The organism is Roseateles sp. P5_E4 (assembly GCF_054049255.1).
The window spans coordinates 280,846-295,265 of the sequence record NZ_JBFUMS010000007.1 but is presented as its reverse complement, the minus strand read 5'-3'; the positions used below and the strand labels follow the sequence as shown (position 1 = coordinate 295,265).

The window sequence follows — 14,420 nt, the reverse complement described above, 5'->3', positions numbered from 1 at the left end:
GGTCGTGCGCAACGCTTGAGCGCTTGAACGGCACCAACCCACCATGCTGGACAAAATATGGTGAAAATGTTCATAATGGTGGACATTTTCGAACCGGATTACCTGTCCGATGCCCAGCAAACCGCCGGTCGTTTTCCCCCAGGAGCAGCGTCTTCTTGCTGCTCTTGGTGAGCGGCTGCGCCTGGCGCGGCTGCGCCGCAAGCTCAGCTCCATGACCGTTGCGCTCCGGGCCGGGATCTCGCGCTCCTCCCTTTACAACGTGGAGGCTGGCGATCCCGGCGCGACACTTGGGACCTATCTGAGGGTGCTCGCCGTACTGGGCCTCGAGAAGGACATCGAGTCGCTCGCGGCCGACGACCAGGTGGGCCGCAAGCTTCAGGACCTGGCGTTGGAGCCCAAGCCCGCTCGAAAGCGCGGCGCCATGCCGGCGTCCTCGCCGAGAGGATCTTGATGAGCGGCTCGAACCTGGAGGTCTGGCTCGACTGTGATCTTGAAGACGCGCGGCGTGTAGGCACGCTGTCTCACGATCGCGGCCAGGTCCGTTTCGTCTACGAGCGGGACTGGCTGAAGGACCCGATGGCATTTTCGGTCGATCCCGATTTGTCCCTCGGCGACCAGCCCTACTTTCCGAAGCCAGAGCTGGGCAACTTCGGCATCTTCCTGGACTCGTCCCCGGACCGCTGGGGCCAAACGCTCATGAAGCGACGAGAAGCTCTGCAGGCGAAGGACGAAGGCCGAACGCCCCGGAACCTTTATGCCTGGGATTTCCTGATCGGCGTTCAGGACTTCACGCGTCAAGGCGGGCTGCGATTCCGCCTGGAGGGCGCCGAGGAATTCCTCGGCGCCGAAAAGATGGCCGCACCCCCCGTGACCAACCTGCGCGAGCTCGAGGCCGTGGCCACGTTGCTAACGAGCAAGCGCATCGACGATCTTGACGCGCTGCGTCGGTGGCTGGCCGTGCTGGTGGCGCCAGGCGCTTCATTGGGCGGGGCCAGGCCGAAAGCGAACTTCGCCGAGCAGGACGGCTCGCTCTGGATCGGGAAATTCCCATCGCGTGACGATGACCGGGACATAGGCGCCTGGGAGGCCGCTGTCCACACCATGGCCAAGAGGGCCGGCGTCAGTGTTCCAGCCGCCCGCGCGGTCAGGTTGAACAGCGAGTTCCACACCTTCTGCGTCCAGCGATTCGATCGCGAGAATGGCAAGCGGCAGTTCTATGCGTCCGCCATGACGCTGCTCCGGCGGGAACAGAGTGAGGGCGCGAGCTACCTTGAGCTCGCCCAATTCCTGAGTGCCGGTGGAGACCCTGCATACGTCGCCAGCGACCTCAAGCAGCTGTTCCGTCGAGTGGCTTTCAATGTCGCCGTCGGCAATCGAGACGATCACCTGCGCAATCACGGGTTCCTGCTCGGCAAAGATGGCTGGCGGCTGTCTCCTGCCTTCGATGTCAACCCGAACGTCGACAAAGCGGAGCATGTGCTCAACATCGACGATGTCGACAACCGCCCGAGCATGAGCACGGTGCGGTCGACAGCTGCGTTTTATCGACTCACAGACGCCGAGGCAGGCGCCATCGTCGAAGAGGTGGCGACCGTGGTCGACCAGTGGCGCGACGTCGCCCGTGGAGCGGGCATTTCCGGCGCGGACATCGAAGTCACGGCCGGCGCCTTCTCGGCTCACAGTGAGTACAGGGCAGATGCACTGAATGCCACGTCGCAACCGATGGCCGCGGCCAAGTCTCGGCGGTCAATGATCCGGTAGCAAAACTCACTGGCTGGCATGGTGTTCGCGGCACCGAGCCTGCTTGTCGAAATACCTAGTTCCGCCGTTCGCCGCGTGCGCTGATCGAGCCCATGCCCGACACCGAGCGCTGCACCGACGGGTTGCCGAAGTAGTCCACCGAGCCGATGCCCGAGATATTGGCCGCCAGCTCGTCGGTCACCCACAGCAGCACATTGCCGATGCCGCTGACGCTGACACGGGCGCGCTGGGCCTGAAGGCGGTCGGCGACCACCTTGCCCTTGCCGGAGATCTGCAGCGCCAGGTCCTCAACGCGCCCGCCCAACTGGCCGTCACCGGCGCCCGAGATGACAAAGGTGAGCTGCCTGGCCTGCAGCTGGTCCAGCCGCACCAGGCCTGCGCCGCTGATGAAGAGCTTGAGCTGGTCGGCGCGCAGGGGCAAGGGCGCGTGCACGTCGCTGGCGCCGGACAGCGACAGCCCCTTCAGCTGACGCATCTCCACCTGCACGAACAGCTTTTGGCTGTGCCAGAACTTCCAGCCGCCGGTCGGGCGAATGATGAGCTGGCGGTCGGCCAGCTCGACCTCGACGCTCTTCTGCACCTCGGCGTCACCGGCGATGAAACATTGGTCGCGCTCGCCCTGCACAAGGATGACGCGCGCCGCGCCGGCCAGCTCCAGGCGATCGAAGGCGCCGGGGGCGTAGATGCGGCCGGGCATTGCTGGGGTGGCCGGCGTCGCTGGTGTCGCTGGTGTCGGAGGAGTGGCCGGTGTTGCTGGTGTCGCTGGCGTGGCGGGAGTGGGGGGCGTCGCTGGCGTGGGGTGCGGGTGAGGCTGGGCCTGCGCCAGGCCGAGGGCTGCCAGCAACAACGCCGGCAGGAGGCGCCTCTTCAAGGTGTTGGTCTTCATAGCGACTGCTCCCTCAACATCTTGGACACCTCACGGTTGGCCGTGATGCGCGTGCCGTCACGCAGCTGCACGACGAGCTGGGAGTTCTCGTCCGGGGTCATGCTCTCGACGAAATCCAGGTTGACGATGCAGCCGCGCTGCACGCGCAGGAACTTCATCGGGTCCAGCCGCGTCTCGAAATCGGCAATCGGCAGCCGCACCAGGAAGCTGCGGCCCTTGCTGGTGATGGCGGTGTATTTGTTGTCGGAGCGCAGGCACTCGATGGCGTCCACCTGCAGCGGGAAGATCTTGCCCTGGTCGCGCACCAAGAGGCGCGTCAGCGGTGCGTCGGCCGGCGCGCCCAGCGCCTGGGCCACGTCGGCAGGGCTGGGCGAAGCGTCGCGCAGCACATGGTTGATCGCCTCGTCGAAGCGCTCGCGCGAGAAGGGCTTGAGCAGGTAGTCCACCGCATGCAGCTCGAAGGCCGTCAGCGCGTGCTGGTCATAGGCGGTGGTGAAGATGATGCGCGGCTGGTGGGCCTCGCCCTGCAGGGCCTGCACCACCTGCAACCCCGTCAGGCCCGGCATCTGGATGTCGGTCAGCACGAGGGCGGGCTTGAGTGCGCGGATCTGCGCCAGCGCGTCGTCGCCGTCCTCGCAGACAGCCACCAGCTGCAGGCCCGGCGTGGCCTTGACCCAGTCGGCCAGGGCTTCGGCGGCCAGGTGTTCGTCTTCGGCGATGAGAACGGTAGTCGTGTTCATGTTTGAGGAATGAAGAGGTCGACGCGAAATCCCGCGCCGGGAGCGGTGTGGATGCGCAGGCGCGCCTGGCCGTCGTAGTCCAGGGCGAAGCGCTTCTTCAGCGCCGCCAGGCCCACGCCGCGGCGCTGGCCGGGCTTGGGCTCCAGGGCCTCGGGCTCGCAGCCCGGGCCGTCGTCCGCCACGGCCAGGTCCAGGCCATGGTTGAGCGCATTGCGGCGCGCGGTGATGGTCACCTTGCCGCCGCCCTTGCGGGTGGCCACGGCGTGCAGGATGGAGTTCTCGACCAGGGGCTGCAGGGTGAGCGGCGGCAGCTCGTCGGCCATCACGCGCTCCTCCAGGTCCCAGTCCACGCGCAGCCGCGAGCCCAGGCGCAGGGCTTCCAGGGCCAGGTAGTCACGCAGGAAATCGATCTCGTCGGACAGCATCACGCGGTCCTCGGCGCCGCGCTTGGTGTCCAGCACATAGCGCAGCATGGACGAGAACTTCAGCAGCGAGGCCTCGGCGGCGGCCGGGTCCTTGCGGGTCAGGGCGATCAGCGAGTTCAGCGTGTTGAACAGGAAATGCGGGTTCAGCTTGCCGCTGATGGCCGACAGCTCGGCCCTGGCCAGGGCGCTTTCAGCCTGGGCGGCGTGCACGGCCGCCGAGCGCGCCGCGCGCGACTGCAGCACGGCGGTGAAAGCGGTGGCTATTGCTGCGTAGACCACGAAGCCCCACACCGAGCGCCACAGCAGGCCGGCCAGCAGCACGGCGCCGGCGTGGTCGGTGCCAAACAGGGCGGCGTTGACGGCGAACTCGCCGGCCTGCCACAGCGCCGAGAACGACAGCGCCGCCATCGCATGCGCCAGGGCGGTCGCGGCCGCGCCGGCATCGGTGCCGTGCAGGCGGCGGGCCACCGGCCAGACGGCGACGCCCAGCAGCATCGGCGCCCACAGCATGGTGGTGGCCTGGTAGACGGCCAGCCAGAACGGGTCCAGGCCGCGGTCGAACTCGCTGCCCGCCAGCACGAACAGGCACCAGGCCAGCGCGCAAGTCCCGGCGTACGCCAGCCACAGCCGCACATTCGGGCGGCGGTTGCTGGAGCGGGGGCCGGGGGAGTTCATGGCTTCATCTTAGGGAGCCCCGTCGGGCGGGCGGCGGGTGGAGAGACGAAGTGCGGGCCCCGGGGTGCGGGATGCGGTCTACGTGGAGTTGCTGACGGGGTTCGGCGAGCCCCTCGGCATAATTCGCCCCTTCCCCATCGAATTCGGACGAGCGTCATGGCCAGCGTCAACAAAGTCATCATCATCGGCAACGTCGGCAAAGACCCCGAGGTTCGCTACAACCCCAGCGGCGGCGCCTGGGTCACCCTCAGCCTGGCGACCACCCGCAACTGGAAGAACCGCGAGAGCGGCGAGCGCCAGGAAGAGACCGAATGGCACCGCGTCGTCTTCAACGACCGCCTGGCCGAGATCGTCGGCGAATACGTCAAGAAGGGCCGCCCCCTCTACGTCGAAGGCCGCCTGAAGACCCGCAAGTGGCAGGACAAGGAAGGCCGCGACACCTACACGACCGAGATCATTGCCCAGGAAATGCAACTGCTCGGCGGCCGTGATGGCGCCGGCGGTGGCGATGAAGGCGGCGGTGGCGGCGCCAGCTACGGCCGTGGTGCTGGTGGCGGCGAAGGTGGCGGTGGCGGCTACAGCCGTGGCGGTGGCGACGAGGGCGGTGCCCGCCCGGCAGCGCGCCCGGCTGCGGCCCAGCGCCCGCCCGCTCCGCGTGCACCGGCTGCGGCGCCCAAGGCGGCGACGGGGTTTGACGATATGGATGACGATATTCCCTTCTAAAGCCTGTTTTGCGATGAATGACAAGAGGCCCGCAGCATTTGTTGCGGGCCTTTTTTATTATTCACATGATGTCAACTATCACTTTTGCGCAATAAGCGTCGGTATTCGGTGTATAGGCTGTCGCCCGAAAATAACTTTCGTATCAGATGGCTATTCCTACTGCCCTGCAACGACTTGAGGAAATCGGTTTTCGCCGTTGCGGCCAGTGGCAATCGACGGATATGGGCGGAATTCGCATCTCGCTGAGCGAACACGCGAGTAGCGCAAATGCTTTGTATGCCTTTATCTCATTGGGAGAGGTGCTATACATCGGCAAAACAACACAGCAACTCCGAAAGAGATTGTATGGCTATCAAAATCCACGGAGCACACAAGCAACCAATATTCGAGGTAATGCAGCTATTGCTGCCGCTCTTGCTGCAAGTCGACTGATCGATGTGTATGTTCTCCCTGACCACGGCCTTCTACGTTTTGGAGGTTTTCATCTCAACCTCGCTGCCGGCCTTGAAGACAGTCTTATCAATGATTTGCGCCCAACGTGGAACAAACGATTTGGCCGCGAAGATGCACTCGCAAAAGCTAGAGCGGCCAAGGCGAAAGATGACAAAGCCTGATCCATCCGTCAAGAAAGAACCCACGAGCGTGCTTTGCTCACTTGCAGTCGCCCCTTAAACGGACGTTGGCCCGCAATGAATGTTTCATCGAGCGTACGCAAAGCTGAGATGGAGCGTCGAGCGTTCTGGGATTTCGCGGAACGACTCGATGAGAAGGATATTTGGCTTTCCGTTGAAAGTCGTAATCCACCCGAACCTGATCTTCTCTGCATGCACGAGCAACGCGGTCTGATCGCATTCGAGCTCGTTGCAATCACCGATCCACTGATTGCCCAAGTCAACGCGGGAAACGCACCGCAAAGCTTGCACTCGTTCTCCACCTCCGATCCGTCGGAGCGAATCATTCGAAAGAAGCTGAAGCGGAAGTACAAGACAGAACACTCGCTTGAACTACTCGTGTACAACGACCTGTTGGTGATTACACCTGACGATGTCATCGTTGCCACGATACTTCCTTGGATCAGTTCGATTTCACATCCATTTCAGCGGGTTTGGTTTATGGGCCAGTACTTAACCGAGTGCATCTGGAATGCCGGCTAGCCCTTCCTTCGAGCGCTAGATTGCCAAATGCCAAACGTGCGAAAGCAGGAGCGTCGTTGGAAAAAGCCGCGTCCACGAGTCCGAACAGCCAACCAGGCGTTTGAGGAAATCGAGCTCGCGAACGCGGCGATGACAAAATTATTTTTGGACGAACCGCTTTCCAGTGAGGAACTAGATGCGCTTCTTCACTCCGACTACCTGAGCCCATCCAGTGAAACACCGTTCAGCGACAAGCCGATTTCATTGTATGAGTCCGCAAAATTCGAAATTGCAGTTGCGTCGCCTTTCTTGTTCAGTGACGTGGAGCACGAAGTATTAGCATACTTCGGGCGTCATCCAGAACTCTTGCATTCGCTACCTCCTCGCAAATTCGAAGAACTTGTTGCTGCGGTCTTCCGACAGAACGGTTTCTCTGTCGAATTGACCCCCGAGACTCGAGATGGAGGTATCGACATCATCGCCATTCAAAAGAGTGGGCTCTCAGGGAGTAGCCTTCATCTCATTGAATGCAAGCGTTACCTTCCGCACAACACAGTAGGTATAGGAATCGTTCAGCGCCTGCTTGGTGTTGTCGAGCAGCACAAAGCCACCAAAGGCATCGTGGTTACTACGTCGAGTTTCACGCGAGATGCCGTCTTGGTTGCCGAAAGCGCACAACATCGCCTGGTATTGAACGAATATTCAAAACTTGCTTCGTGGCTTGCGGAGTTTGCAAAGCCCAATCTCTAGCCGGTCATCACACGGTCTTTAGGCGAAGCCCGGTTGGGGTGAACGCAGTGAACCCCAACACTGATGGCGGCAGAGCGGTATTGCTCGGAAGCGCGACATCGTCGATGTTGGGGTTCGCGTGGCTCACCCCACCTATGGAGCTGCGACCGGCACGCGACGAACGCCAAACGACGTGGCGGAGATCTGGCGGACAGGCCGCCCAGCTCGCCGCTTAGATGGGCTCCAGCTTCACCGTGATTCGATGGCCATCCGTCAGCGTCGGCGGGCAGATCCCGCGGCTGGAGGCGTACGAGCCTTGGGCGGTCACCTTGAGCGGCACGTAGCCGGGGGCCGAGACGGTGAAGGACTGTTCGCCCGTTGCCGACGAGAAGCCGCAAGGCAGCGTGCATTCCAGCGTCTTGCCGACCGTGCGTACGTTCAAGCTCTGCGTCGGTGAATACAGCTCCGCCGAAAAGCTCAGGCCGTTGGCCGTCATGTCGCTCAGAATGACCACCGGAATGGATGCAGACGTGGCGGCGCTCTGCACGGAAGCGAGGATGAGTGCAGGCCCGTCGCTCAGGACGATCGCCGGGCAGCCGACCGACTCCGTGTTGTCGCCTCCGCCCCCGCAGGCGGCCAAACCGAGCAGCAGGGACGCCAGCGTGATAGCCGGTGACAGGAGTGAGTGATGGCGCATGCCGGCGGGGAGGCTGCACCGGAGAAGCCAGCGCTCGCCTAACGATTCAGATGGGCGGCCATGTTAGTCGCCTTGCCGCCGCTCGACTCAGGCCGCCTTCGCGCCCTTGACCCGCTTGCGGTAGCGCAATGCCAACGTGATCAACGGGCTGGTCATCGCCGTCGTGGCCAGGGCCATGATGAGCAGGATGGTGAACATGTCGGGGCCGATGAGGCCGACGTCCAGGCCGACCTTCATGACGATGAGCTCCATCAGGCCGCGGGCGTTCATCAGCGCGCCGGTGGCCATGCTCTCGGCGCCGTTGAGGCCGGCCACGCGGGCGCCCAGCCAGCCGCCCACCAGCTTGCCGACCGTCGCCACGCCCACCACCAGCAGCATGGCGCCCAGGGCGCCGCCGGCAAAGGCCGAGCGCGTCGTCGACAGGCCGGCCAGCGCGAAGAACAGCGGCATCAGCAGCACGATGGACAGCGGCTCGATGCGCTGCATCAGCGACTGCAGCAGGCGGTCGTCGCGCGGCAGCGTGGCGCCGAACAGGAAGGCGCCGAACACCGCGTGCAGGTGCAGCCATTCGGTCGCGGCGGCGCAGGCCAGCAGGCCCAGCATCAGCGCGGCCAGCACGCCCAGCGACGGCTCGCCATCGGGCGCCCGGGCGGCCAGCAGCCGGGCATAGACCGGTCGCACGACGAAATAGAGGACGGCGAGGATGGCCAGCGTGCCGGCGGCGATCCGGGCCAGGCCGGCATAGCCTTCACCCACTCCCGCAAGGGCGACGACAAAGGCCAGCAGCACCCAGGCGAACACGTCGACGACCGCAGCGCCCGCCAGGGCCAGCTGGCCGAAGCGGGTCTGCGTCATGCCGCGGTCCTTGAGGATGCGGGCCATGACGGGGAAGGCGGTGATGGACACGGCGGCCGTCATGAACAGCGCAAAGGGCCAGAAGCCCACGCCCGCCGGCGCCAGGCCCGGGTGCAGGGCGGGCGTGATGGCCAAGGCCAGGACGGCCGGCGCCAGCACGCTGAGCAGGCCGACGCTACCGGCTGACCGCAGCTGCGAGCGCAGGCCGCCCGGCGCGCGGATCTCCAGGCCGACGACGAACATGAACAGCACCAGGCCCAGCGTGGCCAGCGCATTCAGGCCACCCAGCAGGGGCTTGGCGAACAGCTGGGCATGCAGCTCCGGAGCGTAGAAGCCCATGACCGCTGGGCCGAGGACGAGGCCGGCCGCCATCTCGCCCACCACCTGCGGCTGGCCCAGATGACRCAGCAACCAGCCGCAGCCGCGGGCCACGCCGAGGATGACGATGAGTTGCAGGAGCAGGGTGGTGGTCGTCATCGGATCGTTGAACGGCGCCTGAACGGCACGCTGGGGCGGCGAATTTTAGGTGGCCACCCCGCAGCGCTAATTCGGCCCGCCAACAGGGGCGCGACGACCCTTGCCCGGCTCGACTGTGGGTCATCCGTGGGTGGAGCGCCGTCGGACGGGCGCGCAACATCGGCGGCTCCAACCCACGATCAGGAGAGCCCCATGAGTTCTGCGACAAGCCAGCGCAATCGCCTTCCCACGCTGCTGGCGCCAGCCTTGGCGCTGGTGCTGTCGGCCCCCGCGTCTGCCACGGTCTGCCCGACCGCGACGTTCGACCAGATCCTGGCGCTCGGCAACTGCACCATCGCAGGCTCCAACTTCGATTTCACCCAGCGGCAGCTGCCCTCGCACCCGGTCTGGAACAACGGGCCGTTTGCCGGCAACACGAAGCTGGCGCCGGACGCTGCGGCAATCGTCTTCACGCCCGACAGCAGCCCCGGCAACATCGGCTTCACGCTGGCGATGGACTTCGGCGTCGTGGGCCAGGCCTCGCGCTTCGACCCGTTCGCGCAGACGGTCAAGACCGGCAACTACGTCGATGCGACGCTGGCCTACTTCAGCATCACCAACGCGGCTGGGATGGGCCTCAGCGGCTACTCGGTGGCGATGGGCAACGTGGTGGTCACGCAGACCAGCTTCGACGCCATCGTCTACGCCAATCTGAACAGCGCCACCGCGGCGGTCAACAACGCCGGGTTCACGCGGATCACCGACGCCGTTGACTATGGCGCCGTGCTGCCGGGCACCTTGATCTACGCCGCCAACCTCAGGGCCTACGAGTACTCGCCCGACGCCGCACATGGGGCTCGCTTCGGCACCGTCAGCTTCGAATTCGCCCAACAGGCATTGGCGGTGCCTGAGCCCGAGACGGCCCTGTTGTGGTTGGCCGGGCTGGCGGGCATCGCCTGCATCGCGCGTCGTCGCACGGGCTGAAATCGCACGCGGCTGGCGTTGACCTCAGGCCGCTTTCAGCCTGCCCGCGCCGCACTGGGCGCATGCCCGATCACCCGCTTGAACGCCCGGCTGAATGACGCCTCCGATTCATAGCCCAGCCGGTCGGCGGCCGTGGCCACGCGCATGCCGTCCTGGGCGATCCAGCGGCGAGCCTGAAACATCTTGATCTTGGCGACGTAGCGGGCCGGGCTCTCGCCCACGGTGCGCGTGAAGGCGTCGGCAAAGCTGGAGCGCGGGGCGCCCATGACGTCGGCCAGCTCGGGCAGGCTCCCATCGCGCTCGGGCTCGGCGTGGATGGCAGCGACGACCGTGCCGATCTTGGGGCAACGCAACTTGCGCCCCGATGACGGGCACCTCGCGCCCCCGCCTGTAGGCGCATCGGCCAGGTCTCGCCTGCCCGCACATCCCTTGTCCGCTTTGTGCCCGGCAGCCCGTCTGTCAGGGCAGGGCTGAACGAGGTGTCCGGCCCGCTGTCAGGGAGACCCACCATGCGCTTCTTCTCCATCGCCACGCTGCTGGCCCTTCCCATCGCCGCGGTCCAGGCCGCTGCCATCACCGTGCCCATGCACCTGATCGACAGCCGGGGCGCGGCGCAGGCGATCGGCGAAGTGGTGGTGACCGAATCGGCCTACGGCCTGGTCTTCACGCCGGCGCTGAACGGCCTGCCGCCGGGCAGCCATGGCTTTCATGTGCACGAGAACCCGAGTTGCGCAGCGGGCCTGCGCGACGGCCAGCCGGTGGCGGGCCTGGCGGCAGGTGCCCACCTGGACCCGCTGGGCAGCGGGCGCCACGGCACGCCCTGGGGCGACGGCCACCTGGGCGACCTGCCCGCGCTGGTGGTGGAAGCCGACGAGCGCGCCAGCCATGCCGTGCTGGCACCTCGCCTCAAGCTCGACGACCTGCGGGCGCGCTCGCTGATGATCCACATCGGCGGCGACAACCACGCCGACCACCCGATGCCGCTGGGCGGTGGCGGGGGCCGCATGGCCTGCGGCGTGACGCCGTCGGGCGCGCGGGAGCAATGAGGGCGGCGCCGGGCCGGTGCTTCAGGGCGACGGCCCCCGCGCCGCACTGGGTGCATGCCCGATCACCCGCTTGAACGCCCGGCTGAACGACGCCTCCGACTCGTAACCCAGCCGGTCCGCCGCTGTCGCGACGCGCATGCCGTCCTGGGCGATCCAGCGGCGGGCCTGGAACATCTTGATCTTGGCGACGTAGCGGGCCGGGCTCTCGCCCATGGTGCGCGTGAAGGCGTCGGCGAAGCTGGAGCGTGAGGCGCCCATGACGTCGGCCAGTTCGGGCAGGCTCCAGTCGCGTTCGGGCTCGGCGTGGATGGCGGCAACGACCTTGCCGACCTTGGGGCAGCGCACCGCGGCAATCCAGCCGGTGGCGTCGCTGCAGCCGCATTCCACCCAGGCGCGGATGATGCTGGCGGCGAGCGCGTCGGCCAGCCGGGCCAGGATGCCACAGGCGCCGATGCGGTCCAGCGCCACCTCGCGCTCCATCGCGTCCAGCAGCACGGGCACCGTCGCGTCTTTCTGCGCCAGGTCGCCGGCCAGCATGACGGGCGGCATCATCGCGATGAGGGGGTGCAGCGGGTCGAGGTTGAAGCGCAGCGCGCCGCAGAACATCACGTCGGTGGCGTCGTCCACCACCGCGGCGGCGGAGCCGGGCGCGGCGCCGACCAGGTAGATGTTCTCCGACACGGCGACGCGCGACAGCGAGTCGATGTCCACCGCCGGCACGTCGGGCGCGCTGGCCAGCACATGAAAGCTGCCATGCGGCAGCAGCACCGCGTCGCCGGCGTTCAGCCGCACCCAGTCGGTGGCCGCGGTGCGCAGCCAGCAGCCGCCGTGGCCGACGAAGTGAAAGCGCGCCGAGCGCTGCGCCGGGAAGGCCACGGCCCAGGGCGCGCGCAGGATGCAGCGGCCGTACTCGACGCCGTCCAGGCGCAGGCCCAGCAGGATCTCGGTCAGGGTGTCGCGGCCCTCGGGTCTGGACGAAAAGTCAAGCATCTCGGCTTTCCTGGCATTCAATCGCCGGCAGCCTATTCCTAGCATTCAGACCTCGCTGACAAAGGGTCTTGCCGCCGTGACTTCCTCTTCCTGCACTGCCTGCCCCACCGACCCCGGTGGCCACGCCATCGCCGCGCCCGCCCCGGCCCACACCACCGCCCGCTGGCCGGCCGTCGCCTCGCTGACGATGGGCGTCTTCGGCCTCGTCATGGCCGAGTTCCTGCCGGCCAGCCTGCTGACGGCCATGGCCAGCGATCTCGGCATCAGCGACGGCGCAGCCGGCCAGGCCGTCACGGCCACGGCGCTGGTCGGCGCGGTGGCTGCACCCGCGTTGCCGCTGCTGACGCGCAGGCTGGACCGCCGCGTCGTCATGCTGGCCCTGAGCGCGCTGCTGGTGCTGTCCAATCTGCTGGCCGCCACTGCCGGCAGCCTGGCGGCGCTGCTGGTCGCGCGGGTGATGCTGGGTGTTGCGCTGGGTGGTTTCTGGTCGATGTCGGCGGCGCTGGCCATGCGCCTGGTGCCCGAGAACCTGTTCGCCCGTGCCATGTCGGTCATCCTGACCGGCGTGTCGGTCGCCACCGTCTGTGCCGCGCCCATCGGCGCGTGGATGGGCGACGTGTGGGGCTGGCGCAGCGCCTTCATCGCGGCCGGCGTGGTCAGCCTCGTCACGCTGGCCGTGCAGGCGGCCACGCTGCCGGCCCTGCCGCCGCGCGACAAGCCGGATCTGCGTGTGCTGGCCGAGCTGCTGCGCCGCCCGCCGGTGCGCGTGGCGCTGCTGGCGGTGCTGCTCGTCATCTCGGGCCACTTTGCCGGCTTCACCTACATCCGGCCGCTGATGGAGCAGGTCACGCACCTGTCGGTCGGCGCCATCTCGGGCGTGCTGCTGGGCTATGGCATCGGCGGCTTCTTCGGCAACTTTGCCGGTGGCTGGCTGGCCGGGCGCAGCGAGCGCCATGCGATCGTCGCCGGCGGCGTGCTCATCGCGGTGCTGGCGGCGAGCCTGCTGGTGGCCGGCAGCTCGCCCGTCGTCACGGCCGTGGCCGTCACGCTGTGGGGCTTTGCCTTCGGCGCCTTCCCGGTGGGCTTCCAGACCTGGATCGTGCGCGCCGCGCCCGACCAGGCCGAGGGCGCCGGCGGCCTGCTGGTGGCGGCCTTCCAGATCGCCATCGCGAGCGGCGCCATCGGTGGCGGCCTGCTGGTGGACCGTATCGGCGCGCTGGGCGGTCCAGCCTTTGCTGTCGTTGCGTTGACGCTGGGCACGCTGCTGACGCTGCGCCATGGTCCGCGCGCCGTCGCCCGAGGTGCGCAATGAACCGCCGCCTCACTCTCGCCGCCTACCCGCAAGGCCTGCCGGGGCCGGAGCACTTCCGCCTCGACACCCAGCCCGTGCCCGAACCCGCCGACGGCCAGGTGCTGCTGCGCACGCTCTACCTGTCCGTCGACCCCTACATGCGCAACCTGATGGCGCCGGTCGGCCCGGGCTACGCGCCGCCGGTGCCGCTGGGCGGCGTCATGGTGGGTGGCACGGTCAGCCGCGTCGTGGCGTCACGGCACCCGGGCTTCAAGGAAGGCGAGCTGGTGCTGGCCAATGCGGGCTGGCAGGAATACGCCGTGAGCGATGGCAGCGACCTGCTGGCTCTGGGCGACGTGACGCAACCGTCGCACGCACTGGGTGGCCTGGGCATGCCGGGCTTCACGGCCTATGTCGGGCTGCTGGACATCGGCCAGCCCAAGCCGGGCGAGACCGTCGTCGTCGCCGCGGCCACGGGTGCGGTCGGCGCTGTCGTCGGCCAGTTGGCCAAGTTGAAGAGCGCCCGCGTGGTGGGCATTGCCGGCGGCGCCGACAAATGCCGCCACGCCGTCGAGGTGCTGGGCTTCGATGCCTGCCTGGATCGCCACGCCCCCGATCTCGCCGCGCGCTTGGCCGAGGCCTGCCCACAGGGCATCGACGTCTATTTCGAGAATGTCGGCGGCGCGGTGTTCAGCGCCGTGCTGCCGCTGCTCAACCTGCACGCCCGCGTGCCGGTCTGCGGCTTCATCTCGCACTACAACGACGCCGCGCCGCCCACCGGTCCCGACCGCCTGCCTGGCCTCGTCGCCACGCTGCTGGCCAAGCGCATCCGCATGCAGGGTTTCATCATCCTGGACCACTATGGCGAACGCTTCGACACCTTCCGCCGCGAGATGAGCGCCTGGCTGGATTCAGGGCGCATCACGCTGCGCGAGGACATCGTCGACGGGCTGGAGCAGGCACCGGCCGCGCTGGCGCGGCTGCTGCAGGGCGGCAACTTCGGCAAGACGGTGGTGAAGGTCGCTTGAT

At 66.9% G+C, this 14,420-nt stretch carries 17 protein-coding genes; 10 read left to right on the top strand and 7 right to left on the bottom strand.

Annotated elements, in window-relative coordinates; translation table 11 throughout:
* Positions 1-109 precede the first annotated feature (109 nt).
* A complete protein-coding gene (locus ACXJLH_RS15995; protein WP_056191376.1) occupies positions 110-451 on the top strand; it encodes a helix-turn-helix domain-containing protein in 342 nt (113 codons plus the stop codon).
* A complete protein-coding gene (locus tag ACXJLH_RS15990; protein ID WP_457445169.1) occupies positions 451-1,761 on the top strand; it encodes a type II toxin-antitoxin system HipA family toxin in 1,311 nt (436 codons plus the stop codon). Before ACXJLH_RS15995 ends, ACXJLH_RS15990 begins: the two co-directional genes overlap by 1 nt.
* Positions 1,762-1,816: 55 nt before the next feature.
* On the opposite strand, the gene ACXJLH_RS15985 is transcribed toward ACXJLH_RS15990, so the two are convergent.
* From ACXJLH_RS15985 to ACXJLH_RS15975, 3 genes are all read right to left on the bottom strand, one after another.
* Positions 1,817-2,458, bottom strand: a complete 642-nt coding sequence (locus tag ACXJLH_RS15985) for a head GIN domain-containing protein (RefSeq protein ID WP_457445168.1) — start codon at positions 2,456-2,458, stop codon at positions 1,817-1,819.
* Between the two features lie 185 nt (positions 2,459-2,643).
* Entirely contained in the window at positions 2,644-3,387 is a 744-nt protein-coding gene (locus ACXJLH_RS15980) for a LytR/AlgR family response regulator transcription factor (protein WP_457445166.1), read from the bottom strand.
* Positions 3,384-4,487: a sensor histidine kinase gene (locus ACXJLH_RS15975; RefSeq protein ID WP_457445164.1), complete on the bottom strand. Its 1,104-nt coding sequence runs from the start codon at positions 4,485-4,487 to the stop codon at positions 3,384-3,386. The genes ACXJLH_RS15980 and ACXJLH_RS15975 overlap by 4 nt, the downstream gene beginning before the upstream one ends.
* A 156-nt stretch (positions 4,488-4,643) precedes the next feature.
* On the opposite strand from ACXJLH_RS15975, the gene ssb reads away from it, so the two are divergent.
* The 4 genes from ssb to ACXJLH_RS15955 all read left to right on the top strand — a co-directional run bounded on the left by ssb (position 4,644) and on the right by ACXJLH_RS15955 (position 7,093).
* On the top strand, positions 4,644-5,210 hold the full coding sequence (gene ssb / locus ACXJLH_RS15970) for a single-stranded DNA-binding protein (protein WP_056191367.1): 567 nt from the start codon (positions 4,644-4,646) through the stop codon (positions 5,208-5,210).
* Between the two features lie 146 nt (positions 5,211-5,356).
* Positions 5,357-5,824: a GIY-YIG nuclease family protein gene (locus ACXJLH_RS15965; protein ID WP_457445162.1), complete on the top strand. Its 468-nt coding sequence runs from the start codon at positions 5,357-5,359 to the stop codon at positions 5,822-5,824.
* Positions 5,825-5,899: 75 nt separating this feature from the next.
* Positions 5,900-6,364: a hypothetical protein gene (locus ACXJLH_RS15960; protein WP_457445160.1), complete on the top strand. Its 465-nt coding sequence runs from the start codon at positions 5,900-5,902 to the stop codon at positions 6,362-6,364.
* A gap of 27 nt (positions 6,365-6,391) precedes the next feature.
* Complete coding sequence (locus ACXJLH_RS15955; protein ID WP_457445158.1) at positions 6,392-7,093, top strand: restriction endonuclease; 702 nt, start codon at positions 6,392-6,394, stop codon at positions 7,091-7,093.
* 211 nt (positions 7,094-7,304) lie between these two features.
* On the opposite strand, the gene ACXJLH_RS15950 is transcribed toward ACXJLH_RS15955, so the two are convergent.
* Positions 7,305-7,769 carry a hypothetical protein gene (locus tag ACXJLH_RS15950; protein WP_457353586.1) on the bottom strand — a complete coding sequence of 155 codons (465 nt, stop codon included), beginning with the start codon at positions 7,767-7,769 and terminating at the stop codon, positions 7,305-7,307.
* 87 nt (positions 7,770-7,856) lie between these two features.
* Positions 7,857-9,101: a cation:proton antiporter gene (locus ACXJLH_RS15945; protein WP_457445156.1), complete on the bottom strand. Its 1,245-nt coding sequence runs from the start codon at positions 9,099-9,101 to the stop codon at positions 7,857-7,859.
* A 192-nt stretch (positions 9,102-9,293) separates the two neighbouring features.
* Here ACXJLH_RS15945 and ACXJLH_RS15940 point away from each other — a divergent pair, with 192 nt between their 5' ends.
* Positions 9,294-10,064 carry a PEP-CTERM sorting domain-containing protein gene (locus ACXJLH_RS15940; protein WP_457445155.1) on the top strand — a complete coding sequence of 257 codons (771 nt, stop codon included), beginning with the start codon at positions 9,294-9,296 and terminating at the stop codon, positions 10,062-10,064.
* Between the two features lie 35 nt (positions 10,065-10,099).
* On the opposite strand, the gene ACXJLH_RS15935 is transcribed toward ACXJLH_RS15940, so the two are convergent.
* Positions 10,100-10,417 (bottom strand): helix-turn-helix domain-containing protein, encoded by a 318-nt coding sequence (locus ACXJLH_RS15935; RefSeq protein ID WP_457445153.1) that lies wholly within the window; start codon positions 10,415-10,417, stop codon positions 10,100-10,102.
* 156 nt (positions 10,418-10,573) lie between these two features.
* On the opposite strand from ACXJLH_RS15935, the gene sodC reads away from it, so the two are divergent.
* Positions 10,574-11,110 (top strand): superoxide dismutase [Cu-Zn] SodC, encoded by a 537-nt coding sequence (gene sodC, locus ACXJLH_RS15930; RefSeq protein WP_457445152.1) that lies wholly within the window; start codon positions 10,574-10,576, stop codon positions 11,108-11,110.
* Positions 11,111-11,131: 21 nt separating this feature from the next.
* On the opposite strand, the gene ACXJLH_RS15925 is transcribed toward sodC, so the two are convergent.
* Complete coding sequence (locus ACXJLH_RS15925; protein ID WP_457445150.1) at positions 11,132-12,100, bottom strand: AraC family transcriptional regulator; 969 nt, start codon at positions 12,098-12,100, stop codon at positions 11,132-11,134.
* 76 nt (positions 12,101-12,176) lie between these two features.
* Between ACXJLH_RS15925 and ACXJLH_RS15920 the strand changes: the two genes are divergently transcribed.
* Positions 12,177-13,412, top strand: a complete 1,236-nt coding sequence (locus ACXJLH_RS15920) for an MFS transporter (protein ID WP_457445148.1) — start codon at positions 12,177-12,179, stop codon at positions 13,410-13,412.
* Positions 13,409-14,419: an NADP-dependent oxidoreductase gene (locus ACXJLH_RS15915; protein WP_457445146.1), complete on the top strand. Its 1,011-nt coding sequence runs from the start codon at positions 13,409-13,411 to the stop codon at positions 14,417-14,419. The genes ACXJLH_RS15920 and ACXJLH_RS15915 overlap by 4 nt, the downstream gene beginning before the upstream one ends.
* Position 14,420: the final 1 nt, after the last annotated feature.